The organism is Acinetobacter sp. BMW17 (genome assembly GCF_001592855.1).
Taxonomy (GTDB): domain Bacteria; phylum Pseudomonadota; class Gammaproteobacteria; order Pseudomonadales; family Moraxellaceae; genus Acinetobacter; species Acinetobacter johnsonii.
Map to the genome: position 1 here is coordinate 167,985 of NZ_LSOD01000040.1, position 25,895 is coordinate 193,879.

The 25,895-nt window shown below is 41.5% G+C and carries 24 protein-coding genes; 16 read left to right on the top strand and 8 right to left on the bottom strand.

Features of this window, described 5'->3' with window-relative positions:
* The first annotated feature begins 81 nt into the window (after positions 1-81).
* Positions 82-837, top strand: coding sequence for a nitroreductase family protein (locus AXW61_RS13275; protein WP_062034674.1), 756 nt, complete (start codon positions 82-84; stop codon positions 835-837).
* A 247-nt stretch (positions 838-1,084) separates the two neighbouring features.
* On the opposite strand, the gene AXW61_RS13280 is transcribed toward AXW61_RS13275, so the two are convergent.
* The gene (locus tag AXW61_RS13280) at positions 1,085-1,396 is read right to left on the bottom strand and encodes an NIF3 1 (RefSeq protein WP_010326419.1); all 312 of its coding nucleotides are present in this window, start codon (positions 1,394-1,396) and stop codon (positions 1,085-1,087) included.
* A 57-nt stretch (positions 1,397-1,453) separates the two neighbouring features.
* Here AXW61_RS13280 and AXW61_RS13285 point away from each other — a divergent pair, with 57 nt between their 5' ends.
* Positions 1,454-2,086 (top strand): hypothetical protein, encoded by a 633-nt coding sequence (locus AXW61_RS13285; RefSeq protein WP_010326418.1) that lies wholly within the window; start codon positions 1,454-1,456, stop codon positions 2,084-2,086.
* Positions 2,087-2,310: 224 nt separating this feature from the next.
* Here AXW61_RS13285 and AXW61_RS17890 read toward each other — a convergent pair whose 3' ends face one another.
* Together AXW61_RS17890 and purL are read right to left on the bottom strand one after the other, a co-directional pair.
* Positions 2,311-2,439 (bottom strand): KGW motif small protein, encoded by a 129-nt coding sequence (locus tag AXW61_RS17890; protein ID WP_252716368.1) that lies wholly within the window; start codon positions 2,437-2,439, stop codon positions 2,311-2,313.
* Between the two features lie 224 nt (positions 2,440-2,663).
* The gene (gene purL / locus AXW61_RS13290) at positions 2,664-6,500 is read right to left on the bottom strand and encodes a phosphoribosylformylglycinamidine synthase (RefSeq protein ID WP_062034675.1); all 3,837 of its coding nucleotides are present in this window, start codon (positions 6,498-6,500) and stop codon (positions 2,664-2,666) included.
* A 436-nt stretch (positions 6,501-6,936) separates the two neighbouring features.
* Here purL and AXW61_RS13295 point away from each other — a divergent pair, with 436 nt between their 5' ends.
* The 3 genes from AXW61_RS13295 (at position 6,937) to ruvB (ending at position 10,302) form a co-directional block, all read left to right on the top strand.
* The gene (locus tag AXW61_RS13295) at positions 6,937-8,277 is read left to right on the top strand and encodes a deoxyguanosinetriphosphate triphosphohydrolase (RefSeq protein ID WP_062034676.1); all 1,341 of its coding nucleotides are present in this window, start codon (positions 6,937-6,939) and stop codon (positions 8,275-8,277) included.
* A 126-nt stretch (positions 8,278-8,403) separates the two neighbouring features.
* Entirely contained in the window at positions 8,404-9,006 is a 603-nt protein-coding gene (ruvA, locus tag AXW61_RS13300) for a Holliday junction branch migration protein RuvA (protein ID WP_062034677.1), read from the top strand.
* Between the two features lie 285 nt (positions 9,007-9,291).
* Entirely contained in the window at positions 9,292-10,302 is a 1,011-nt protein-coding gene (gene ruvB, locus AXW61_RS13305; protein ID WP_062034678.1) for a Holliday junction branch migration DNA helicase RuvB, read from the top strand.
* A 54-nt stretch (positions 10,303-10,356) separates the two neighbouring features.
* On the opposite strand, the gene AXW61_RS13310 is transcribed toward ruvB, so the two are convergent.
* Both AXW61_RS13310 and AXW61_RS13315 read right to left on the bottom strand, forming a co-directional pair.
* Positions 10,357-11,589, bottom strand: coding sequence for an acetamidase/formamidase family protein (locus tag AXW61_RS13310; protein ID WP_062034679.1), 1,233 nt, complete (start codon positions 11,587-11,589; stop codon positions 10,357-10,359).
* A 217-nt stretch (positions 11,590-11,806) separates the two neighbouring features.
* Positions 11,807-12,388 carry a hypothetical protein gene (locus tag AXW61_RS13315; protein ID WP_062034680.1) on the bottom strand — a complete coding sequence of 194 codons (582 nt, stop codon included), beginning with the start codon at positions 12,386-12,388 and terminating at the stop codon, positions 11,807-11,809.
* A gap of 221 nt (positions 12,389-12,609) precedes the next feature.
* Between AXW61_RS13315 and ybgC the strand changes: the two genes are divergently transcribed.
* The 6 genes from ybgC to pal all read left to right on the top strand — a co-directional run bounded on the left by ybgC (position 12,610) and on the right by pal (position 17,742).
* A complete protein-coding gene (gene ybgC / locus AXW61_RS13320) occupies positions 12,610-13,017 on the top strand; it encodes a tol-pal system-associated acyl-CoA thioesterase (RefSeq protein WP_004693869.1) in 408 nt (135 codons plus the stop codon).
* A gap of 26 nt (positions 13,018-13,043) precedes the next feature.
* On the top strand, positions 13,044-13,742 hold the full coding sequence (gene tolQ / locus AXW61_RS13325; protein ID WP_004693871.1) for a protein TolQ: 699 nt from the start codon (positions 13,044-13,046) through the stop codon (positions 13,740-13,742).
* Complete coding sequence (gene tolR / locus AXW61_RS13330; RefSeq protein WP_004693872.1) at positions 13,742-14,194, top strand: protein TolR; 453 nt, start codon at positions 13,742-13,744, stop codon at positions 14,192-14,194. The genes tolQ and tolR overlap by 1 nt, the downstream gene beginning before the upstream one ends.
* Positions 14,195-14,197: 3 nt before the next feature.
* Positions 14,198-15,478: a cell envelope integrity protein TolA gene (gene tolA, locus AXW61_RS13335; RefSeq protein ID WP_062034681.1), complete on the top strand. Its 1,281-nt coding sequence runs from the start codon at positions 14,198-14,200 to the stop codon at positions 15,476-15,478.
* A 359-nt stretch (positions 15,479-15,837) separates the two neighbouring features.
* On the top strand, positions 15,838-17,121 hold the full coding sequence (gene tolB, locus AXW61_RS13340) for a Tol-Pal system beta propeller repeat protein TolB (protein WP_171254085.1): 1,284 nt from the start codon (positions 15,838-15,840) through the stop codon (positions 17,119-17,121).
* A gap of 51 nt (positions 17,122-17,172) precedes the next feature.
* On the top strand, positions 17,173-17,742 hold the full coding sequence (gene pal / locus AXW61_RS13345) for a peptidoglycan-associated lipoprotein Pal (RefSeq protein ID WP_004693879.1): 570 nt from the start codon (positions 17,173-17,175) through the stop codon (positions 17,740-17,742).
* Between the two features lie 58 nt (positions 17,743-17,800).
* On the opposite strand, the gene AXW61_RS13350 is transcribed toward pal, so the two are convergent.
* The gene (locus AXW61_RS13350; protein ID WP_004980614.1) at positions 17,801-18,001 is read right to left on the bottom strand and encodes an NF038105 family protein; all 201 of its coding nucleotides are present in this window, start codon (positions 17,999-18,001) and stop codon (positions 17,801-17,803) included.
* A 181-nt stretch (positions 18,002-18,182) separates the two neighbouring features.
* On the opposite strand from AXW61_RS13350, the gene AXW61_RS13355 reads away from it, so the two are divergent.
* The 5 genes from AXW61_RS13355 (at position 18,183) to AXW61_RS13375 (ending at position 21,470) form a co-directional block, all read left to right on the top strand.
* Positions 18,183-19,157, top strand: coding sequence for a class 1 fructose-bisphosphatase (locus AXW61_RS13355; protein WP_062034683.1), 975 nt, complete (start codon positions 18,183-18,185; stop codon positions 19,155-19,157).
* Positions 19,158-19,209: 52 nt separating this feature from the next.
* A complete protein-coding gene (locus AXW61_RS13360; protein ID WP_062034684.1) occupies positions 19,210-19,986 on the top strand; it encodes an RNA methyltransferase in 777 nt (258 codons plus the stop codon).
* A 161-nt stretch (positions 19,987-20,147) separates the two neighbouring features.
* Positions 20,148-20,762, top strand: coding sequence for an RNA polymerase sigma factor (locus tag AXW61_RS13365; protein WP_004693886.1), 615 nt, complete (start codon positions 20,148-20,150; stop codon positions 20,760-20,762).
* Positions 20,759-21,076, top strand: a complete 318-nt coding sequence (locus AXW61_RS13370) for a hypothetical protein (protein ID WP_004693889.1) — start codon at positions 20,759-20,761, stop codon at positions 21,074-21,076. Before AXW61_RS13365 ends, AXW61_RS13370 begins: the two co-directional genes overlap by 4 nt.
* Positions 21,066-21,470, top strand: coding sequence for a DUF3106 domain-containing protein (locus tag AXW61_RS13375; RefSeq protein WP_010326404.1), 405 nt, complete (start codon positions 21,066-21,068; stop codon positions 21,468-21,470). The genes AXW61_RS13370 and AXW61_RS13375 overlap by 11 nt, the downstream gene beginning before the upstream one ends.
* Positions 21,471-21,546: 76 nt before the next feature.
* On the opposite strand, the gene AXW61_RS13380 is transcribed toward AXW61_RS13375, so the two are convergent.
* Together AXW61_RS13380 and rbtA are read right to left on the bottom strand one after the other, a co-directional pair.
* Positions 21,547-23,967 carry a CSLREA domain-containing protein gene (locus tag AXW61_RS13380; RefSeq protein WP_062034685.1) on the bottom strand — a complete coding sequence of 807 codons (2,421 nt, stop codon included), beginning with the start codon at positions 23,965-23,967 and terminating at the stop codon, positions 21,547-21,549.
* Between the two features lie 16 nt (positions 23,968-23,983).
* Entirely contained in the window at positions 23,984-25,789 is a 1,806-nt protein-coding gene (gene rbtA / locus AXW61_RS13385; RefSeq protein ID WP_062034686.1) for a rhombotarget A, read from the bottom strand.
* Between the last annotated feature and the right edge of the window lie 106 nt (positions 25,790-25,895).

Consider the following 25,895-nt stretch of genomic DNA (forward strand, 5'->3'; position numbering starts at 1 on the left):
AACCACTGTGTTGCATATTACACAGTGGTTTTTTTATTTTCCGTCCCAACATATTTAAGAACCCATTCGGAAAAACTACTTATGTCGAACACTACAGAAAAAAAGCGTTACTTTGAGCCTGCACCACAAGGTATCGATGTTGAAAATTTTAAGAAAGTCATCCAAAGCCGCCGTTCGGTTCGCAAATTTACCAAGAAAGAAATTCCAACTGAAGTACTTGATGACTGTTTAGATTTGGCCCTACTTGCACCAAACTCATCTAACTTACAGCCTTGGACTTTTTATGTGGTGCAGAATCCCACTAAGAAAAAACAGCTGGTCAAAGCTTGTCTAAATCAGCTTGCGGCAAAAACTGCGTCAGAACTGATCGTGTGTGTCGCGCGTACAGACCGTAATGATGAAATGGCAAAACGCAACATTACAGAGTTCCCTTTTCCTGAAGCGCCTGCGACTGTACAGAAATATTATAAGTTCATTCCTTATAACTATAAGACAGGTTACTTAAATGCACTGGGTAACTTTAAGAAAGTGGCTTTCAAAATTGCACGTAGCTTAGACAAACAACTGCCTGTAACTGCATTTAATCAAGCCGATGCTAAGCTTTGGGCAAGTAAAACCACAGCTTTAGCTTGTGAGAACCTAGTGCTAGCTTTACGGGCTTATGGTTTCGATAGTTGTATGATGGAAGGTTTTGATGAGCCTTTGGTGCGTAAACTGTTAAATCTGAATGATCAGCAATACCCTGTGATGGTGATTGGTGCAGGTGAGCGTGCAGAAGACGGTGTGTTTTTCCCGCAGTATCGTTTTGATCGTGAGTTATTTATTCAGAAGGTTTAGCTGCTGTCTTAATTACAGTGATTGCAAAAGTTTGATACGCGTTAAGGTCATCAGCAACTGTTCGAGCTAACCTAAATACCTATCATAGAGTTTCTGCGACTTATTTAATCAAATGATGAAAGCAGTCGAGTTTTGCTGATGACAATGGTTTTGCCTACTTTTCCCGAAAGAAAAGTAGGTCGAACCGAAGGTTAAAGTCTCAATTAAATATTAAACCTTAAGACTCCGCCACAAACTTCTTTTAAGATTAAATATCCACGATTTGAATAAACTCAAAAGCTGGTTCTTCATAGGGATGACTTAATTTTAAAGCCTTTGTCACAGCAGAAGCTTTTTCCTCTGGAACAATGGTTTCCACCCGCCACTCTGGAATTTGCTCCAAAGCATCTAACTGACCTATAAACGGATTTGCGTCTTTTACAGGTTTAAACTGCCCTGTGCCCAAAACTTGCCATGCACAGTGTTCATAATTCCCTATACCACCTGCTCCTGCTTCAAAAATCGCAAGTTTGGTGGATTCAAGATGAGATTCGGGGACATAGTAGATGAGTTTGAGCATAGCGCTTTAATGTAGATTTTATTAATATCACATCAATCATATTGATCGACTGTACCTATGTCTAATAAAAATATTGCCCGTGAACTTGCTTTAACAACAACTGAAAATTTAGCAGATGAAATTATCTTTAAAACAGCCAATACTCTGCTAGAAGACACAATTAAATCTATCCCTTTTGCATCTTTAATTACAGGTTCAATTGAAAGCTATACTAAATTTCGTACTTTGAAAGAACAAAAACAATTATTAGCTTTTATTGAAGAAGCAGAAAATATAAATGTTGGGTTTATCGAAAAGTTTTTTAAAGACAAGGACAATTTAGAATTAAGCATTGAAATTTTAGGAATACTTGATCAAACCTACCTAGAAAAACAAGCAAAAATGATAGGCCGTGCTTCTGTACTGTTTAAAAACCTTAGTATTTCAAAGCAAATTTTTGATAAATATACATATATTATTACTAGATTAAATAGCCATTTAATTTACCTAATAGAGGAAATTTACACCATAGAAACCAATCGTGATGATCCTGAATTCGAATATGATATTAAAAATCCCAATATGGAATTAGTAAACTTTGGTTTTTTAATTGAGGTACCGTCACAACTTTATCCTGGTTCAACACAAATTTCTCAATTTAAAAAGACCAGTGACTTTTACTACTTTTATGAAAACATTTTCAAAGGCTAAATTCAATCACATGACTTGTGACATAGATGTCGCCCGTCAAACTGTGAACAAGGATGCCCCATCAGACGAACAAAGGGCTTTTGTTACTTTTCGCCCATGAAAAGTAAAGTCATATAGATATAAATTTTGTTTAAAATTACGCCAACTAAAAATGCAGTCTATTTTATATAAATAGTACATTCAATAAAAAACCGCCTCTCGGCGGTTTTTTTTTATTCTCAAAATCACATCTGCAACATATACCCCAAAATCAAAAAGATCAATTGCAAGCTCAAAATCACAGCAAACAACTTCCATCCTTTTTTACGTAACGCAGACTTATCGACTGCTTCGTATGTAACTGTTTTAATCATGTCATCACCTCATACATAAGTGTTGATACTGAAATTGTTTAGTAATCCATCTTTCTTCTATTTTGCATGATATTTGTGCACTTATTACACAATATCACTTTCACATAAATATAAAAGCAAAATCTAAACCAACTTCAACGGGAGAAATAAAAATTCAAAAAACAAAAAAATTAATTCAATAAAAAAGCCACCCGAAGGTGGCTTTTCAAAACACAGACTTCAAATTAACCAATGAACTTACGTGCATTACGGAACATACGTAACCATGCACCATCTTCCGTCCACTCTTCAGGCTTCCAAGAATGCTGTACCGCACGGAAGTTACGTTCAGGGTGCGGCATCATAATCGTTGCACGACCATCTTTCGATGTGACACCTGAAATCGCTTCTGGTGAACCATTCGGGTTCATTGGATAGTGTTGAGTCGGGTTCCCTTGGCTATCGACATAACGCAAGATCACTTGATTGCCTGCATTTAATGCAGCCAAGTTATCCGCGCTTGTTACCACACGACCTTCACCATGTGCAACTGCGATCGGCAGGATTGAACCTTCCATACCTTCTAACAATACAGAGTTCGATTTTTCAACACGAACGTTTACTGCACGCGCTTCAAACATCTCAGAAGTGTTGCGGTGGAAACGCGGCCAAGCTTCAGCACCCGGAATCAGTGGCGCCAATTGCGACAACATTTGACAGCCATTACAAATACCAAGAGAGAACGTTTCGTCACGATTGAAGAATTTTTCAAATTGGTCACGAAGTTTTGGGTTGAACAAAACTGATTTCGCCCAACCACCACCAGCACCCATTACGTCACCGTAAGAGAAACCACCACATGCCACAAGACCTTCAAAGTCATCTAGGCTGATACGACCTGCAAGCAAGTCGCTCATGTGCACGTCTACAGTATTGAAACCAACTTTGTCGAATGCCGCAGCCATTTCAACATGACCGTTTACGCCTTGTTCACGTAAGATCACCATGTTTGGACGGCGTTCGTTGATGTACGGCGCTTCGATTGGCTCGTTCAAATCAAATGTAGGTTTTGCAATAATACCTGCATGTGATTTGTCCGTGATCAATGCAAATTCTTGATCCGCTGTTTCCACGTTATCACGTAGACGTTGAATCTGATGTGACACTTCAGTCCACGCCACTTGCAAGTCTGCACGTTCAAGCACTAAGCCATTTACAGTCAATTGATCTGTATTATTTACAGTACCAATAACCGCAATTGCATCGCGTAATGTAGATGCCGCAACTTCTTCTGCAAGTGTTGCCCAATCAGACGCGCTGATTTGAAGCACTGCACCAATTTCTTCTGCAAATAAACTTTCAGTTGATTGATCTTCTAAAGCCACACCGAGACGTGCTGCAAACATCATTTCCGCAACAGTTGCAAGCAAACCACCATCACCGATGTCGTGGTAAGCCTTAATTAAGCCGCGGTTATTCCAGTCTTGAACCAAGGCAAAGAATGCTTTGAAGTCATCAAAACTATCTACATCTGGTGTTACTGAACCAATCGCTTTATAAACCTGAGCTAAGATCGAACCGCCTAAACGGAACTGACCTTTAGAAAGATCAATACGGACAAGTACTGATTCTTCATTTTTCAATTCAGGCGTTAAGGTTTTACGTACATCAGTCACAGGAGCAAAAGCTGTGATTACACCTGACATCGGTGAGGTCACAGATTTATCTTCGCCTTCGTCATTCCACGTTGTACGCATAGACAATGAGTCTTTACCTACAGGAATTGCGATACCTAATGCAGGACACATTTCCATACCGATGGCTTTTACACCTTCGAATAAAGCTTGGTCTTCACCTTTTTGCCCTGCCGCCGCCATCCAGTTTGCAGACAATTTAATGTCACTGATCTGGTCGATTTTTGCAGACATAATATTTGAAATCGACTCTGCAACCGATAAACGCGCAGATGCCGCAGGATTTAACAAGGCAACAGGCGGACGTTCACCCATCGCCATTGCTTCACCTGTATAACCTTGTAAGCTTGTTGTCGTTACTGCTGCATCGGCAACAGGAACCTGCCAACGACCTACAAACTGATCACGTGCAACCATACCTGTAATTGAACGGTCACCAATGGTGATCAAAAATGATTTCGATGCAACCGTTGGATTTTTAAGCACACGGTAAATCGCATCTTTCAAATCTGTAACTTTAGATGCATCAAAGTCGTCGCCTTGACGTTCAATCGTTTCATACGAACGGCTCATACGAGGTGTGCCACCCAGCATGACTTGCATTGGCATATCCACGGCTTTGTTATCAAACAATGGATCGTTCACCGTCAATTGACGCGCTTCAGTTGCTTCACCTAAAACGGCAAACGGACAACGTTCACGTGCACATAATGATTCAAATAATTCTAAAGAACTTGGACGAATCGCCAATACATAACGCTCTTGCGCTTCATTTGACCAGATCTCCATTGGAGACATGCCTGGCTCAAGCGAAGGAATCTTACGTAAATCAAGAATCGCACCCAGTTCGTGGTCATTCACCAATTCAGGCATTGCGTTAGAAACACCACCTGCACCCACGTCATGCACAGACACGATTGGGTTGAAGTCTTCCATACGCCAGCATGCATCAATCACTTCTTGGCAACGACGTTCCATTTCAGGGTTTTCACGTTGTACAGAAGCAAAATCTAGGTTTTCACCCAGTTTACCGCTGTCCACAGAAGATGCAGCACCGCCACCAAGGCCGATCAGCATTGCAGGCCCACCAAGAACAATCAGTAAGTCACCCGGTTGAATCGCATCTTTTTCCACGTGGTCTGGACGGATGTTACCGTAACCACCAGCAATCATGATTGGCTTATGGAAACCTTTCACATCGCCATTAACGTTTTGCTCAAAAGTTCGGAAGTAACCATTTAACGCAGGACGACCAAATTCGTTGTTAAACGCAGCACCACCCAATGGGCCTTCAATCATAATTTGAAGCGGAGATGCCATACGAGATGGTTTACCGTAGTTTTCTTCCCAAGGCTGTTCAAACCCCGGAATGTTCAAGTTAGACACGGTAAAGCCTGTTAAGCCTGCTTTTGGTTTACCACCACGACCTGTTGCACCTTCATCACGAATTTCACCGCCCGAACCAGTCGCAGCGCCCGCAAATGGCGCAATCGCTGTTGGGTGGTTATGCGTTTCCACTTTCATCAGGATGTGAGCGGCTTGGCTCTTGTATTTATAAACGTGGTGACCAGTCGCTTCATCTTTCTTTGGATAGAAACGCTGAGTATCAAAACCAACAATCACCGAAGCATTGTCTTTATATGCTGACAATACATCTGTCGGTGATTCTTTATAAGTATTTTTAATCATTTGGAACAATGACAATCGCTGTTTTTCACCATCAATTGTCCATTCAGAACCAAAGATTTTATGACGACAGTGCTCTGAGTTTGCCTGAGCAAACATCATCAGTTCGATATCGTGTGGGTTACGACCGAGTTTGTTAAAAGCAGCAACTAAATAATCAATTTCTTCATCAGAGAGTGCAAAACCAAACTCAGAGTTTGCTTTCACTAAAGCGTCTTTACCCTGACCTAATATGTCAATTGCGTTTAAAGGTTTTGGAGCCGTTTCAGAGAACAATGCAGCCGCATCTTCAATTTGATTGAACACACTTTCAGTCATACGGTCATGTAAAACTTGTTTTACTGCATCCGATACTTCAGAAATACCTTTTAAAGTAAACAAAACACCGCGTTCTAAGCGGTGTATCGGGGTATTACAGTTAGCAAAAATATCCGTTGCCTTTGATGACCACGGCGAGATTGTACCTACACGTGGCGTCACAAGGACTTGAACTTCATCACTTGTCGCTTCGCGAACTTGGAAGGTTGCACCATCATTTAATAGCTGCAAAGCAGATTGCTGTTGTTGCTCGTCGAGCGCTTGGTCGAAAAGGTAAACCCATTGGCTTTCTATTGATTGAACAGAACTGATAGACGATAGACGTGTTAAAAGTTGTGTTTGCTTAAAAGAAGAGTGTGCAGGTGCACCGGCAACGATAAACATGCTGTTTTTGGCTCCACGGGCAGGTCTAGGCAACCTACCTCAATGTGACTTGAAGAGAGCGCATATTCTACTGTGTATTGCCAAAATCAGCTAGTCGTCTACGACTTAAAAAAGTGAGATTTCTTTGTTTTAAAAGATCAATTTACTTTGACTTTAAAAATCAAACATGATTAGTAACAAATGTTTTAAGGGATACATTTCAAAGATGCCCGTCTTTTGGGCTTTTGTTGGGTTCTAAAAATCATTTTCAATTGATTTTTAAGCTGCAAATAACGAAGTCGATAGCCTCCTTGAGAACAAACATGACTGCTTTAAGATGTTCTATTTCTGAAAACTTAATACTGCATAAATTAAAAGACAACTTATGTCGCAGCCCTCTAGAGCTCGTCACACTTTTTTGGCATGATGAAGCCAATGACTTACTGAATAACGATAAATGATGCAAATGCGTTGGTTGGAACTGCTCTCAACAGTTCGTATTGGAAGTAAAAAACAAAATACCGAATTGGCACGTAGCCCATTTCACAAAGATTATGACCGAATTATTTTTTCTCAAAGTTTTCGCCAACTGAACCGAAAAACCCAAGTCCATCCTCTGACTCAACACGATGGCATTCATACTCGTTTAACGCATTCGCTTGAAGTCTCCTGTATTGGCCGCTCTCTTGGCATGCTGGCAGCGGAAAAGATTAAAGATGAACTACCAATGTGGATTTCCCCTGCCGATGTTGGAGCCATTATTCAAGCTGCTTGTTTAGCACATGATATTGGGAACCCCCCGTTTGGTCATGCTGGTGAATATGCTATTCGTGAATGGTTTGACGATGCATCACATGGCAACTTTTTAGAGAAACTTTCCCCAGAAGAACAAGCCGATGTGCGTCAATTTGAAGGTAATGCCCAAGGTCTACGCTTACTGACTAAAATTGACTATCACCCTAATGATGGAGGCATGCGTCTGACATATGCAACACTTGGGGCTTATTTAAAATATCCGTGGCTATCGAAAACCATCGAATCACAAGGCAATACCCCTGCCAGTAAACGTGCCAAATTTGGCTGCTATCAGGCAGAAAAAGAAATCCTGCAACAAATCGCAGAGCAACTCGGACTGATTCAACTAGGTGAATATCATTATTGTCGTCATCCACTGACTTATTTACTTGAAGCAGCAGATGATATTTGCTACGCCCTGATTGACCTTGAAGATGGCATTATTTTAAACATGTTGTCTTATGAAGAAGTTGAACCGATTTTTTTAAGCTTGCTGGGTGAATACAGCGCACCAACTGAACTGTCGATGCCAGATACTACATGGCAGCAAAAAATTGCAGCGTTGCGCGGACGGGTGATGAAACGTCTGGTTGAAGAAGTCACATCGGCTTTTGCTAAGCATCATTTTGAAATTTTAAGCGGACAACTGGCGGGTAGCTTACTGCAATACTGCGCTGCCGATATTGAGTTAGGCATTAACCGTGCAAAGGATTTAGCCCGCGATAAAATATTTGAACACCCGCAAAAAGCGGGTTTGGAAATTATTGCCCATCAAAGTTTGCAAAATATTTTAGATGCCTTTATTCCGCTCACTACACCGCATAAAACATTGAGCTTTAAAGAACAACGCTTAATGGCTATTTTATGTCGTTCTGGTGCGCACTTTGGTAGCAACCACTATGAAAATATTATGCAGGTCTTAGATATTATTTCTAAATTTTCAGACCACCAAGCGTACAACTTGTCTCAAGAGTTACAAGGCAATAAGGCAGGATTGATTTAAATAAGTCATCAACATCCAGTTTGATGATAAAGCCATCAATCCGAACTCAATTTTCCATGAGTCTTTTGCCTTTCTGCGCAATGCTCACTACTATGCAACCATTGATAAAAAAGTGAATCACACAACATGATCGGATGTCTTATTGGTGAAGTCTTCGCACTAGAAGCACCCACTGTACTTTTAAATGTAAATGGTGTTGGTTATGAAATTGATACACCACTGACAACCTTCTGCCAACTACAAAAAGGCCAGAAAATTACCTTATGGACGCACCTTGCAGTCCGTGAGGATGCTCAACTGCTTTACGGCTTCCTGCATCAACAAGAAAAAATCATTTTTCGCACACTGTTAAAGGTCAACGGTGTCGGCCCTAAAATGGCTTTAGGTATTTTATCCACACTCAGTGTCGATATGCTCATTCATACTGTTGAACATGAAGATATCAACACACTGGTCAAAGTACCAGGCGTGGGTAAAAAAACAGCTGAACGTTTGATGATTGAGCTACGTGATCGCTTTAAAGCGATGTCTTCAGGCACAGTGCCAAGCAACTCAACTGTTGAACAAATCCAGTTCACAGGCAACTCTGCCGTGGCAGAAGCTGAAGCGGCCTTACAATCTTTAGGGTACAAACCTTTAGAAGCACAGAAATTGGTCAATGCTGCAAAAAGTGATTTTACTGAAGCAAGTGACATCATCCGTGCTGCACTCAAATCGATGAATAAATAAAGCATCTCAATCAAGACGACATTTGATACACGTAAGTGTCATTCGCAACTGTTCGAGTCAGGAGACATTTGCACATCAATGTTTCTGCGATATAGTCGATACGAACTTTCATTCGATGAGTTTTGCGAATGACGGTGGTTTTGCTTACTTTTGCCAAAACAAAAGTAAGGCGAACCGCAGGTTATCCCTGAGTTTCGCTTGAAAATGGAAAGACTCCGCCAAGGTATATACTTTCTTTTCTGACATTTTGCTACAAAGCATATTAACCTAAAGTTTAAATAATATATGCAAGACCGTCTCATCGGTGGTTCCGAAAAACCCGAAGATCATATCGACCGCGCTATCCGCCCGACCTCACTCGATGACTACATCGGTCAGCCCGTGGTTCGTGAACAAATGGAAATCTTTATTGGCGCAGCACGTGGTCGTGGTGAAGCCCTCGATCACACCTTAATTTTTGGTCCACCGGGACTGGGTAAAACCACACTTGCCAATATTATTGCCCGTGAAATGGGTGGAAACCTCAAGTCGACTTCAGGCCCCGTACTAGAACGGGCTGGGGATTTGGCAGCCATGCTGACCAACCTTGAAGAAGGTGATGTGCTATTCATCGACGAAATTCACCGTCTTTCCCCCGTGATTGAAGAAATTCTTTATCCTGCCATGGAAGACTACCAACTCGACATTATGATTGGTGAAGGTCCTGCGGCGCGTTCAATTAAGCTCGACTTACCCCCTTTTACTCTAGTTGCCGCAACCACACGTGCTGGCCTGCTCACTTCGCCTTTACGTGACCGTTTTGGTATTGTGCAACGCCTTGAATTCTATTCCGTCGCTGACTTGACGCATATTGTGACTCGTTCTGCCAATTTGATGGATGTACCTATTACGCGTGAAGGATCAGGAGAAATTGCTCGTCGTTCGCGCGGCACACCACGTATTGCCAACCGTTTATTGCGTCGAGTCCGTGACTATGCGCAAGTCAAAGGTACTGGTGAAGTGACACAAGATATGGCTCAGCGTGCACTCGATATGCTCAATGTCGATAAAGATGGTTTAGACACTTTAGACCGTCGTTATTTGAGTATGTTACTTGAACGTTTTGATGGCGGCCCTGGTGGTGTAGAAGCTCTGGCAGCAGCGATGGCTGAAGACTCAGGTACTTTAGAAGATGTGATTGAACCATATTTGATTCAACAAGGTTATGTCATGCGGACAGCCCGTGGCCGTATTGCCACCAATATGGCATATTTGCAGTTTGGTATGACACCGCCCGAACCGAAGGATAAACCCTAAAATACCTGTTTAATGCAAAAGAAGGAGGCTTAATGCCACCTTCTTTTGCATTCACTATTTATTCTTTGTTTCTTTAAACTCATTAAAGTCTGCTTTACGGATCATGGCATGAATACCTTTGGTACGATCAACCACTTGGGATACCTCAAAGTCTGTAGCGGCACTTAAATAAGCATATGCAATTTCTTCTGAAATACCATATTCATCAACCAAAAAGCGAATCGCTTCACGTGTTGATTTACGCATTGCTTCGTCCAAATCTTCGTCTAAACCAGGCGTAATCCAAAACTCCGCATTCTCTGCTAGAGGTTGTCTAATGGTTTTACCAGGCACTTTATCCTTGCCCGCCTTTAACAGCGTAATTTTAAACGTTGCCCTCGCTGACCCCTCTAGAGCAGTCAAGGAAACTTCACCATCTCCTTGAACAAAATGACTATCACCTGTATAGAACAGTGCACCTGGCACTTGTACAGGGTAGTATACCGTTGCCCCAGCACTTAACTCATTAATATCAATGTTTCCTCCATAAAATGATGGGGGTACTGAATGCACAGGTTCGCTTGTATTTGCAGCCACCCCCATAGTCCCCATAAATGGGTTTAAAGGAAAGCGGATTGATGGGCCTGTATCAGTTTTTAAAACACCTTCCCAAACTCCATTTTTATTTTTTTCAATTGGCGTAAAGATAGAAACATTACCGTATGCATCTGGATTATTTGCTGAAGCCCCATCTATCTTTTTACGCTTTGGAAACTCAGGTAATGTACCCTTTCCATGTCTATTTGAAATCACACCATAAGGAACTCGTGGTTCAACTTTTAAGATTTCAACTTTTAAGATATCCCCAGGCATTGCACCATCAATTGCAATTGGACCTGTGATGATGTGTGGACCATCTTTATGAAAATCATGCTTTAAATTGGAGCGCGTAATTAATTTTGCTTCATCTAGAACATTTTCAGATTCAACCCCATGCGATGAAAAATACTTTTCAGCATCTCTCCCCTGATCTTCAAGCAATCCTTCATGTGAAACAGTATCAAAGGTCACTGTACTTTCCGATGGAACTGTTAATACTGGTTTAGCATTCTTATTTGGTAAATAGCCCCATGTAATTGTTTTTAATGTACTTGGAACATAATAATTCCCTTGATATTCACCTTGTTTTAATAACATTGGCTTATTTTCTAGTTGTTTTAAAACCTGAAAGTCATCAGCAAAAGTGAAAGATGAAAGTGCTAAAAGACCAGATGTGACAGCTATAGATAATGCTAAACGCGTTGGCATATGTAAATTTCCCTAATTTAATTACATAACGCTAAAAGCAAATTTAATGCCATTTTAAGTTAATATTCACGTTTTAATAAAGTTATACCTAGTCGCTCTATTAGTCAGCTTCTTAATACAATACTAGGTATGCATTTATAAAATATTTAAATAACATTATCTTTTTTTAAAACGAGAATCCATCACAAGCCTTGGCTATGCATTCCCTCTCAACAATTTATAAAGAAGAAATTTCCCTCACCTCTTCGACCAGCATTAACTCACACGCCCCATTTCCTGTGTCTGTCCGACTCAGTGAACTGCGCCACGTCCAACCATCAGCCGACTTAACTTCAACCAGTTGCCCTTTTAAATAAACCATGTCGTCTGCATCAATATCTGCAAGCTTTTGTGCAACAACTTTATTGGCTGGGATCAAATGCGTATTGGCACTACTCGACGCAATCTCATTTACTGGAATGGGTGGATTGTTCTCATAACGCCAATAATACCAACGATTACTTTGTGTAATGGATAATTGCTTGTAGACTTCAGGTTTCGCCATCTCGTTCCAACCCAAAGCAAAATCCACAGGACTTAGATCTGCTTCACGGCCCATCCTATAGTTTTCACGCGCCAACACACGAAACTCTCCCGCATATGGTTCTAAGGAAGTAATCGTGTAGCCTTCAACTTGCTGTACATTTTCAGTCGGTGAATATAACTCTAAACTTCTGCTTCCTTGCTCAGGTTTAAGCCAATATGTCCACAGCGCAAATGCCACAGCCAAAATAAGCAGCAGCTTAAAATAACCATTCATTCCCTTATCCTTATATTTTTATAGCCATACAGCGCTTAACTCCCCCAACAGTCATGAATCACAATATTTGACATCTTGTGCCATTGGAGTGAAATCTCATAATGCTAAACTGCGACGCATTAGTACTTTGACGTGCATCAATTTTAAGACCCTGTCCTTAAATATAAAAGCGCCAAGTCAATCTAAATCGACTCGTACAACTGGAAAAACGGAATACTCTCATGGCGAATAAATTTGAATTCAACATTCGTGTCTATATTGAAGATACTGATGCAGGTGGCATTGTTTACCACGCCAATCATATTCGCTTTATGGAGCGTACCCGTACAGAGTGGTTACGAGCTTCTGGTGTAGATCATTACTGGCATCAAAAAGACTATAACTTCGTTGTACACAAAATTAATGTGAAATATTCACGTCCAATTTTAATGGATGATTTAATTACTGTTACAGCAAGTGTTGTTTCGTGTAAGGCTACGTCATTTGTGTTGCAACAAAATATTTATCGTGGTGAAATCATGCTTGCATCAGGTGAGGTCGAATTGGCATGTATCAGTTCAGAAATGAAACCACGTCGACTTCCCGATGAAATCCGCGAACTGATTCTAAAAGAATTAGGACAAGACTAAAAAAATTATTGGCACATGTAGTAACTATGGCAACTCAACTCGAATCATCTCTTCAAGTTTCAGATCTAATATTACAAGCAAGCCCAGTCGTACAACTGGTAATGCTGGCTTTACTTTTGGCCTCGCTGTTTAGCTGGTATCTGATTGCCAAGTTACACATGAGTTATAAAAAAGCACAGGCAGACGATGACCATTTCCAAAAAATTTTTTGGTCAGGTGCTGAACTGAATACGCTGTATAACAATGCGCAACTTAACTCCAAACGTGTCGGCCTTGAGGATATTTTTTATCAAGGTTTAGGCGAGTTTTTAAAACTCAAAAAACGCAATGCTGCTCCAGCACAAACTATTGAAGGCACAGAACGTATTTTACGCGTCGGTCTAAGTCGTGACCAAAGCCAACTTGAACAAGGCTTAGGTGCTTTAGCCAGCATTGGTTCTGTTGCCCCGTATGTTGGCTTATTTGGTACTGTTTGGGGCATCATGAATGCATTCATCGGTTTAGCAGACGTAGATCAAGTCACCCTTGCAACGGTTGCACCCGGTATTGCTGAAGCCCTCATTGCTACAGCGATTGGTTTATTTGCAGCGATTCCGGCAGTATTGGCATTTAACCATTACACCGGAAAAGGCGAAACGGTTTACTCCGATCGTGCTTTATTTGCAGAAGAAATGGTTGCGTTATTACAACGTCAGTCTTTGGGTGAAACTAAGGAACATGACTAATGGCAATTCAACGTTCAGGACGCTTCGAGCGCATTAAAAAACCACTAAAAAGTGAGATGAACGTCGTCCCATATATTGACGTCATGCTCGTATTATTAGTGATTTTTATGGTCACCGCACCCATGATTACGAGCGGTATCAATGTCGATTTACCGCAGGCCAATGGCAACCCCATTGAATCAAAAGATGCACCTGCAATGGTCAGCTTAGATAAAGAAGGCCGCTATTTCCTTAAATATAAAACACACAGTTCAGCTGAACCTTTGGCGTTATCTGAATTGACGTCTATTTTAAGTGAAGCACAGCAACAAGCTCAGGCTGAAAATAAAACTTTAACGGTTGTTGTGGAAGGTGAACAGTCACGCTCTTATGGCGAAGTCATGTCGCTCATGAACAGCCTACAAGAAGCGGGTCTCAGCCAAGTTGGATTACTCACAGAGCCATTAAAGTAATTTATGAAAGATTTTAAAAAGCCACCTTTTAAACAAAAAGCCATCGCGCTTGGATTTACCTTTGGTGTCCATGTGATTGCTGTTGTTGGCTTACTTTATCTTGGTATGAGTAAACCACCAGAGCCACCGAAGCAAATTAGAACTGTGCTCATCAAACCTGAGGACTTAAAGCCTGTTACGCTTGAAGAAACAGAGTTTACGGAAACAGCACATGAAAATGTCGCCAAAGAAATCACACAAACTACTCCGCCCGCTGTAGAGCCTGCACCTGTTATCCCAACCGCGCCACCAATAACACCCGTTGTGCCAAAGGTCGACGCTCAAAAAGCAGCTGCGGATACCAAAGCTGCTGAAGCGGCAGCGCGTAAAGCTGAATTACAGCAGCAGATTCAGGCACGTGCAAAGGCTGAAGCTGAAAAATTACAAGCTCAGCAAAAACGTGCTGCAGCCCGTGCAGCGGAGCAAGCTAAAAATGTTGAGAAAACCAAAGCAGATGCAGCGGCGAAAGCCGAAGCAGATGCCAAACGCCGAGCAAACTTAGAAGCATTGAAAAAAGCAGAGGCAGTACAAAAAGCGAAGCTAGAGGCACAAAAGAAAGCGGATCTCGCTAAAAAGCAGAAGCAAGACGCTGATACAAAGGCCAAAGCAGATGCAGATAAAGCCAAGGCTGCCGCTGATGCAAAACGTAAAGCCGATGCGGACAAAGCGAAAGCCGCCGCTGATGCGAAAGCTAAAGCAGATGCCGATAAAGCCAAGGCAAATGCCGATGCTAAAGCTAAAGCAGATGCTGCGAAGATCAAAGCTGACGCTGATGCCAAACGTAAAGCTGATGCTGATAAAGCTAAGGCAAATGCTGATGCAAAAGCCAAAGCTGATTCCGAAAAAGCCAAGGCTGCCGCTGATGCAAAACGTAAAGCCGATGCTGAAGCGAAAGAGCGTCCGGCTGAAGAAGCACGTGCTTCATCTGCAAAACAAGCTGCCGAAGAAGCCGCTCAAAAAAAAGCTGAAGCAAAGCAAATTGCTTCAACGGCTAAGCGCGACTTTGAAAATAAAATTAAGCGTGCTTGGGATACCCCAGCAGGTTCAACGGGTAAAACCGCGACTGCACGTGTCACGCTTTCGGATAGTGGCGCTGTACGCTCTGTGATCGTGAGCTCCAGTGACCCTGACATGAAAGCCAGCGTCGAAGCAGCTGTTCGTTCTGCTGCACCCTATCCAATGCCTTCAGAACCAGAAGCGCGCCGGCAAGCACAAAGCTTTACCTCATCCTTTACTGCGAAATAACCCAAATCCCTCTGAACAATCAGGGGGATTTTTTCAGCCCTATTCACAGTATTTTTACGTACTCAAATAACTTATTTTATATACGTTTAATCTGTTTTAGCTTTCAATAACAATCAGTGCAATATCTTTAAGTTCAGTCGAGATTTCACTCCATATAAGCAAACCGCCACTCTCCCTTATCACACATATCTACTTATGCGTTTTTGCATTTACGCTTAAACGACTTAATTCTTACTCATTTTTCACAGTGTTATAACAGATCAGTCATAATTTCATGCTTTTAATATTAGAAAATCATGCCATTATGTAGAACAATTAAACCCACAATAAAAGCCGTTTGTTTGAGTAAATAACGAATGATGGAAATGACGCGTAAACACCTTCTTAGCCTAGCCATTTTAACTGCTTTCAGTCCAGTCTTAGTGACTCAAGCGCATGCTCAGCTTCATTTAGAAATTGCAAAAGCACCTGAAGAAGCGCCTAAAATTGCAATCGTACCTTTTAGCAATGACAGCAGTCTCTATCCCATTATTGAAACGGATTTAAACCGCTCAGGGAAATTTACCAGCGCTTCAAAAAATTTACCTGCAACGGCTAGCATAAATAATCCGAACGCAGCCAATTGGCAGGCAGCAGGTGTTCCGTATGTTGTTACAGGAACAGTAAAAACCACTGAAAATGGTAGCTACGAGGTTCATTACCAACTGTATGATGTCCAAAAACAACAATATCTTTTAAATGAATTATTAACTGTTCCAGCATCACGCGTTCGTTCTGCTGCACACATGATTAGTGATGCTATTTATCAAGCATTAACTGGTATTCCAGGGGACTTCAGCGGTCGTATTGCTTATGTGCTACGGAATCCTGCTACACCAGAGCAACGCTATACACTACAAATCGCGGATACTGATGGTGAGCAGCCACGTACAATTTTAACGTCACGCGACCCCATTCTATCGCCTGCTTGGACTCCAGATGCCAAGAAAATCGCTTATGTGTCGTTTGAAACCAAACGCCCTGCAATTTATGTCCAAGACCTTTCCACAGGTGCGCGTGAAAAGCTTGCTAGCTTCCGTGGTCTAAATGGCGCACCAAGCTTCTCTCCAGATGGGAAAAGTATGTTGTTCACCGCTTCTATGCATGGCAACCCAGAAATCTATCAAATGAACTTGGAAACTCGTCAATTGCAGCGTATGACCAACGACAGTGCCATTGATACTGAAGCGCGTTATGCACCAGATGGTAAGTCATTTATCTTTACTTCTGACCGTGGTGGTTCTGCACAAATTTACCGTTATGACTTGGCAAATAGCAGTTATAACCGCCTGACCTTCCGTGGCGCATTCAATGCACGCGGTACGCTCAGTGCCGATGGCAAAAAGCTGGCACTGGTTCACCGTCCAAGCGGTAGTAACTATAAAGTCGCTATTCAAGATTTAAACTCAAGCGTCACCAATATTTTAACGCCAACCAGTTTGGATGAATCACCAAGTTTCTCACCAAATGGGCAGATGGTGGTCTATGCAACTCGTGAAGGTTCACGTGGTTTGTTGTCGATCATGTCACTGGATGGCCGTTTCCGTATGAATTTACCAAGTGAACAAGGTGAAGTCCGTGAACCTGCTTGGGCACCCAAATAACTTTTTAATGACTAGTCATTTAATAATCATCAATTTTCATGGAGATGAAGAATGAAATCGATCAAACTTTTAGCCCTTCCAATCTTAGCGACTGCTCTTGTAGTTACAGGATGTGCGAGCCGCAAACCTGCTGCAACAATTGAAGCAGGCCAAAACCCAAATGGCTCAACCACAGTCAATACTCAAGGTCTAAGTGAAGATGCTGCTTTAAATGCACAAAATCTTGCAGGTGCATCAGCAAAAGGCGTGACTGAAGCAAACAAAGCATTTTTAGCAAAACGCGTTGTGCATTTTGACTATGACAGCAGCGACCTCAGCAATGATGATTACCAAACGCTACAAGCTCATGCGCAGTTCTTAATGGCAAATGCAAATTCGCGTGTGGCGTTAACAGGTCATACTGATGAGCGCGGTACACGTGAATACAATATGGCATTGGGTGAACGTCGTGCCAAAGCGGTTGAAAGTTTCTTAATCACCACAGGTGTGAGTCCGAACCAGCTTGAAGCAGTTAGTTACGGTAAAGAAATGCCAATCAATGCAGGCCATGACGAAAATGCATGGAAAGAAAACCGTCGCGTAGAAATTAACTACGAAGCAGTACCACCACTTCTAAAATAATGCTGGTATCACAACTGAAATAAAAAAGCGCTCCTTTCGATGAGCGCTTTTTTATAATTTAAACTTGTTCAGGCTTAGGATTTTCATCAGATTCTTCAGCATGTTGCATAGATTCAATCATGTCATGTTTATTGAACTTTTTATACTCAGCTTTTGCTTCGTAGTCTTGCCACGCTTTTTTCACGCTATCGTCTGAAATATCATCTAAGTTAATCCCTTCGCTCGGCGTTGGAGTCGCATCAAATTTTTGCGTTGTCATTGTTGTGCTCCTATTTTTACCTGATATTCCTTCCATCAACATAGCACTTTCCACAAGACTTGCAAGGGTAAAATCGCAGCAAATAGTCGAGTTTAATTGTTCTTTTGTCTCGTTCTCGACTAAAATATAGCGCAATGTTGATTTTGTTACGTATTCAAGTTTTAGTGGAGTCCTCCCCCTTATGTCATATCTCAATCTGTCCCAATTTTTAGAACAACAAACGGGAAATCTTACGCCTGAATTGGCACAAGTGATTAGCACCATTGCTGCTACTTGCCAAACCATCGATCAAGCTTTACAAAAAGGTGCTTTAGCTGGTGTCTTAGGTAGCGCGCAGCATGAAAACGTGCAAGGTGAAGAACAGAAAAAACTGGATGTGATTTCAAATGATTATTTGATTGATGCTCTAAAAGTCCACCCACAAGTTGGTGGCTTAGCGTCTGAAGAATTGGATGAATTCACGCCAGCTCAAGAAAATGGCAAATATTTAGTTTTATTTGACCCTCTTGATGGTTCAAGCAACATCGACATCAATATGTGTGTGGGTACTATTTTCTCAATCTTGCCTGCAAAAAATGCAGTGACACAAGCTGAAGACTTTATGCAAGCAGGCAACCAGCAAGTTGCTGCAGGTTATGTGCTTTATGGCCCATCAACCATGTTGGCATTAACAGTCGGTGCAGGTACGGTGTTCTTTACCTTTGACCCAGAAACTCAACAATTCTTGCTCACCTCTGAAAATATTCAAGTGGCAGCAGATACCAAAGAATATGCCATTAACTCATCAAACCAACGCCACTGGGAAAACCCAGTAAAACGTTATATTGAAGAACTTCTCGCAGGTAAAACAGGTCCACGTGAGAAAGACTTCAATATGCGTTGGGTAGCTTGTATGGTGGGCGACATTCACCGTATTCTTTGCCGTAGCGGGATTTTCATGTATCCATACGACCTCAAAGATCCGAAAAAAGCAGGTCGCCTGCGTTTAATGTATGAAGCAAACCCTATGAGTATGCTAATTGAACAAGCTGGTGGTGCATCAACAACGGGGCGCGTTCGTATTTTAGACATCGAACCAACTGACCTACACCAACGTGTCCCTGTGATTATTGGCTCTAAAAACGAAGTCGATTTAGTGACCGGCTACCACAACTAATTTTTTTAAATGCGCATAGCCATCTGAAGCGTTATGCGCATGAGTCTCTCCCATGTCAATCGTTTTTCTTGAATCAAAAGACAACCCAAAGATTAAACATCTGCGCGGTTTAATAGAACAAAGTAGCTACCGTAAAAAGCAAGGTCAAACTGTGCTTGAAGGGACACACTTAGGCTTAGCTTGGGTTGAAAAAAAGAAGAAACTCAATTCTATTTTCACCACTGAAAATGCACTCGAACACCCTGATATTTGCGATATTCTAGATGAATATGAGGGTGCTGTTTTTGTCATTGCTGAAAGCCTATATCGTGACCTAAGCACACTAGGAACCACTTTGCCCTTCTTGGCAGTTGTAGACTTACCAAGTTCAAGCCTAAGTGTAGACTTTAGCTTGGATACCTTGATTTTGGAAAACATTCAAGATCCAGGCAATGTAGGTACACTACTCCGCTCTGCTGCTGCGGCGGGTATTAAGCAAGTTATTTGTACCAAAGGTTCTGCTGCACTCTGGTCACCACGTGTATTACGCGCAGGCATGGGTGCACACTTCTCACTCAACACCTATGAAAACGTTGCCATCGAAGATGTACTCGAACGCTTTGAAATTCCAGTGTATGTGACCAGCTCACATCAGGCTGAAAGTTTATATCAAAAAGATTTAACACAAGCTTGTGTCTGGATCTTAGGCAATGAAGGCCAAGGCGTTTCTGACTTTGCTTTGGCACATGCTCAAGCACTGAGCATCCCACAGCCCGGTGGCCAAGAATCTCTCAATGTCGCTATTGCGGGTTCAATCTGCTTTTTTGAAATGGTGCGTCAACGACTTTAAAATCGTTAAGTTATATTAACTAAAGTCGGCTCAGTAGAAAAAATAGATTACACTAGAAAAAATAATTACTTGTGTTGTCAACCAAACCATTATTTCCAACGTTATAGGCACATGATTGAGGAAATAATGGTGGGTATCCGATGACAGGATTTTCCATCTCTATGGATTTAGCACCCAAACAGTCTAAAACGCAGGATTCTAGTACTCTTAAGAGTACCGCCGAGTCTCGCCTAAAAAACTTCATGCAAGAAGTGACTGGTCGTGCGTTAGTAATGATGGAAAGTGCCACCCAAAACCAGCAGGGTATCGCCATGGATTTGGTGCAAGAAGCCTTTATTTCATTACACAAATCTTATTCCGATCGATCTACGGAAGAATGGTATCCCCTGTTCTATACCATTCTAACCAACAAATTACAGGATTGGCGTCGTAAAGAAGCACGTCGAGCACAACCGTTTTCTTTCTTCAAAAAAGTCAGTCTTGATGATGACGATTTTGAAGTCAATGAGGTGGTCGATGAAAGAGCGCTGAATCCTTCAGACTTTTTAAGTCAAGCTGTCACTGCGGATGAAATTCAAGAAGCCATTGCTGGTCTTCCTGTTCGTCAGCAGCAAGCATTTATGTTACGTGCATGGGAAGGTTTTGATACTGCAACCACTGCGCAAATCATGAATTGTTCTGAAGGCAGCGTTAAAACTCATTACCACCGTGCGATTCAAGGCTTACGCAATGCTCTCGCACATTTGAATCCACATCTAGGAGGATCATCCGAATGAAAGATGATTTCTTAAAGCAAGTAACCTCCAAACTTGATGGGCTCGCGCAACACCACAAAAACAAACCCGTGGTGATGCAACATGTTCTTGATGACATTCAAGATCAAAAGTCCTCACGTTATGGCCTTTGGAAAATGTCTGGTTTTGCTTTAGCTGCGGCTATTGCTGGCTTTGTCGTACTTCCAAACTCTGTAACCCTTGATGAAAAACCACATAACCAAGTGGTTTCGACTCCTAAACTTTCACCTCAAATGGTTGAAGATTTAGAAATGTTATTGGTTTTAGGTGAGGACACTGTTCCACATGGCAGCTAAACGTGTCGCTTTCGCACTTTGCACGCTAGGTTTTTTACAAACCAGTTTTGCAGGTTTTGATCGTTTTTGGATTTTTTCTAAAGATGCAGATACCCAAGTGTCTGAAACATGGGAATCGTTGTCTGAAGAAGAACAGCGTGCGTTGATTCAACGTTACCAGTCACTAAAAGAACTGCCCGATGCGCAAAGTGCAGCCCTGCAACAACGTATGGACTGGTTTACTCAGTTACCTGAACAAGAAAAGCAAAAAATGCGTGACACTTGGCAACAGATGAGCACCCAAGAACGACGTGATTTACGTGTACGTATGCAAAAAGCAGATGCAGATGAACGTGTGAATATTCGAAATGAATATATCAATAAATACATCCATAGCAACACTGCTACACATTAAGATGCCTAGTTGAATATAAATACTTTAGAAACAGCCATAAAAAATGCCCCATGTGAGGCATTTTTTATGGCTACATTTATATTTTTCGTCGTTGTCTAAACCACGCTAATGACAACAATCCAAGCACCCCAACACTACCCATTGAGCCACCACCACCGCCACTCGCTTCCGTATTGGTATTTTTAGCGGTGTTCGTAAAATACATCATCGCAGATTTAGACTCTTCAGCCTCTGCATCATAGATCACATATTCAATTTCATAAGGGAATGGACTGAAATTATTGCGGACTTCAACTTCAATATTGCCGCCATAACATACATATTTTTCATATTCTCCCGGACAAGAACCTGTACGTTCTGGCTTAATATTAATGCCTGCATCCTGACGTACAATACGAATAGCTAGATCCTTTCCATTCGCATCACGGTGAAATGCTGGACGCTGATGTTCTGCCGCGACTGTACTCATCGGCCCATCACCATCATCACTATCATTTGCAAGTGGATTTACATTGAGTTTTAAAGTGCCACCATAATTCAGGGTGTATTCATCCGTTTTGGCAATCGGTTGTATATTGCTAAACTCCGCTTTTAAAATCCCCGAAGATGTTGCCTGCGTAGCCTTACTCTTCACGCTATATTGGCAATAGACATATTCCGTGCTGGTTGTAGGCTTACCATCAGTGCGATAAATCATGATTTGTTTTAAATCATCCTTCCACTCACAGCGTAAAGTTGGGTCCGCTCTGAGTTTTGAGGTATCAAGCACACCATCTTTGGCGCTGAGTACACCTACACCTAATACCAGAGTTTCTGTAATGGTATAATTCTCAGTGTTCATTTCTTTTAAAGCCGACGTTCCATCAGCAGTGTTGACCACAGCCTCATCTTGCAAAACAAACTGGAAGGGATCGACATAAATCGCGCGATATTTTTGATATAACTTTGTCGCAGTTAGAAGTTCCTTATAACGCTTTAACTCTTCATTAAACTCGACCAAAAAGTCTGGATTGGTGTTTTTATTGGCGATTAATTCTTCTAATTCCTTAATGGTATTTTCATACACTTGCAAACGCTCTGCCTGCGAGCTATTTTTCAAATCAGCAATATCGGCTGCAGCTAAACGACGTAACTCAACCGATCCAATATCACAGCTGTTAGCTTCCGCAGGTGCCAACATCAATGTTCCATCGACGATACGGTCTAGACCACGCTGGTCACTATCATTACAGCTCAATTTACTGTTGGTATCGAGTAAATCAACTCCTCCACTATTCACTTTCGGGAAATACATTGGGCGGAATAAATTATATTTTGATGGCGAAGTTAATGAACTGAGTAGACTTCCTATAGCCACATTTTTCACATCAATATTAGTATCTGTCGTACCATCGAGTATTCGTGCACTTGCTGCCAGTTCACACTGACTGGTTGCAGTATCAAACGCATTGTAACCTGCCGTCACACCGGCATCATATTTATCAGATAGTGTCTGAGAACCTACATAGCGGCATGATGTGTTCCCATTATATGCAAGCACATTGTAATACAACGACTTCATACCAAAATCATCATAATCCAAAACGCTCGCTGCACTGTTTTCTACAATGGTGTTATTTGAAAATAAGAAACTACTTTCAAGACTCAGATTATGCTCTCGGGTATTAACGGCATACAAAATGCTCCCATTTACCGTATTCACAGTATTTTTTGCAATGGTATTATTCGCCATAGCAACTTTTGGGTTACCACAAAAATCGAATGTATTTAGATTCGATATCTGACCATTTGAAATAATACTATTCGCTCTAAACTCTATATTGGTTTTTACATCCAACAGCCCTGCATAGCATTGCATTGCAAGAACACTACCCACAGTCGCTTGGTTGCCTTGTAATACACTATTATTTACAGTCACCTGATGCTCACCAGGACCAACGAGATAGAGTGCTCCACCTTTTTTATCGGACTTTGAGTTTAGAATTTGTGCATTATTTAAGGTTAATGCTCCACCGACCAATAAAGCACCACCTTCATCTGCCGAATAACCATTTTCTAAAATCACATTCTCTAGCGTCAAACTGGTCTTGGTAATGGTATTAAATAAACGTGACTTTCCACCCGCATCAATCCGTGAAGTCAACTCACCTAGTGCAGGATACTTAAAAGTGATGGGATTTTTTTCACGATCTAAATATGGGCTTTTCCCAAAAACCACCACTTTAGACTCGGGAACAATTTCCTTATTCAGTTTATACGTCCCAGCTTCTAACTGAATATAATCGGTTTGACCTGAACCCGTATTCCCAGCACTACAGCCACCATAAGCCTTGTTTAAGCTAGCTGTTTTGATTGCCTCACGGAGTGAACATTGATTCATGTTTACATTATCTTCATCTTCAAATATGTTGACATAAATTGTTCTATCTTCTGCAGCCATTAATGTCATAGCAGCTACCACCATGACACCCAATAGTCCTTTTTTAAAGTGTTTCATGTTTGCCCTTTTCTTTTTATTTTCGACGCAGCAAAATTAAAGCAAATAACCCCAGTAAGCTCAGAATACCAGTGCTTCCGCCAGAGGTTTTAATTTTGTCACTTTCCATATGATTTTGCGGTTCCTGTACAATTTGTACATTCACTTCAACGAACGGAATATGTTCATCAAAACGTGTCGTGGTTGTGACCAGCTGTAACCTGAAAATATCAGCACCATGCCATGCTCCATTTGGCGTGTAAGTAATATTTCCTAGTTCATCAATCACCACTTTACCTTTCGATACCGTTTGAGTCTGCTGCACCCGCATACAACCCGGTTGCCACTCTTCACCATTTGGCGCTTTAGCCGATTTGAACAAGCTTGCACATTCGGTTTTGGACAGTAGATCACTATCTCCAAGCAGATCTGCAACAGAAAGTTTAGCTACTTGCCCCGCAATCAGATCTTCACCAATTAAGCTAATGGTCGTTGGGACCTCAATCTCGATTGCACCACGGTCACAAAAGGTATTGTTCGTATTTCGATTCACACCACGTTGATCTGAATTTTCACAGCCAATTAAAGAATCCGTTGTATTTACAACCACTTTACCCTTGTTCACAATTGGAGAATCTAACCAATGCGTCTGACTCATTAAAATGCGTGGACGGATATAGCCTAAAAATTTTTGGTTGGGAACAATATAAGGACACAATAAACTGTCAGCATCTGCAGACATGGTTTTACACTCACCCACCACATCACTGCCTGCAATCAAAGCGCCAGACCAAAACTCATTCGGATAATAACTCGCACCACTGCCACAGTCACTTTGCGTGACCAAGTTGTTCTGAAGAACTGCTTTACTTAAATCCCCAGCACAGTTTTGTGTGATGGTATTTTCAGCATTCCCTAAAACGATACTATTGGCCAGATAAGCCAAGTTTGTAGATGGATTGAAATAAATCCCTTTACTGTTTCCCACCACCGTTAAGTTATTCAAAGCCATGCCATCTCGAACATTAACGACATAACCTGTATTTTTCACAAAGGTACTACTGACCAGACGTGATGCTAAACTGGATAAGGTTGTATCTTCTTTAACCGCTGCATTATTGACAGAGTAAATATTGGCACTGCTTGCATCTGTTGTTTTATTTTCTTTGAAAACTGAATTATAAATCCGAAAAGAAGGCGCGTCCCCATACAAAATAGCACCTTGTGCCGCTTGGTTTTGCTCAACCAGAGTAGAGCGAATTTCAACTAGACTACGACTGGTACCATCTTCGAGCAAGGTTGCGACATTGTAAATCGCCCCCCCTTGCACTGCAAAACCACCTGTTAATTTGACGTACTCAAGACCTAAATATTCATTGTTATAAATTAAACCACCTTGATTCACACCGCAGTCTTTCGCACAGCCCTGTAAAGTAACCTCTTTTACTAACACACGAATTAAAGCATTCTCAGCATTATCAACCCTTAATAAGTTGTCAGAACCATTCATTTTTAAGATGGCATTACTTAAACCCTGAACAGTTTCTTCCCCCACAGAACTGTCATAACTTGTTCTGAGTGTTAAATCTTTTTTGATTGCAAGATGGGTATTTAGCACATAAGTTTTATTTTTCTCAAGCATGACGGTGGAAATCGCATCTTTGCCCCCGCAGCCATAATAACCCGCCTCAGGCATACCTTGATTAATATAGTCGATAGCTTCGCGAAGTGAACATTCCGTGTCATTTTTGACAATATCGTCAGTGATGGTCACTTTAATATTGTCCGAATAGGCATGACTCGCCACCAATAGCGTAGCTACACCTATGCTCTTCTTGAGCATAACGATCTCCTTGCTTTTATTTTATCTTTTCTTTTTATTCTTAGATTGCAAAATCCCTGCAATATCTAACAATTTTTCGTACTCTGTCACAGCTCGGATAAATTCT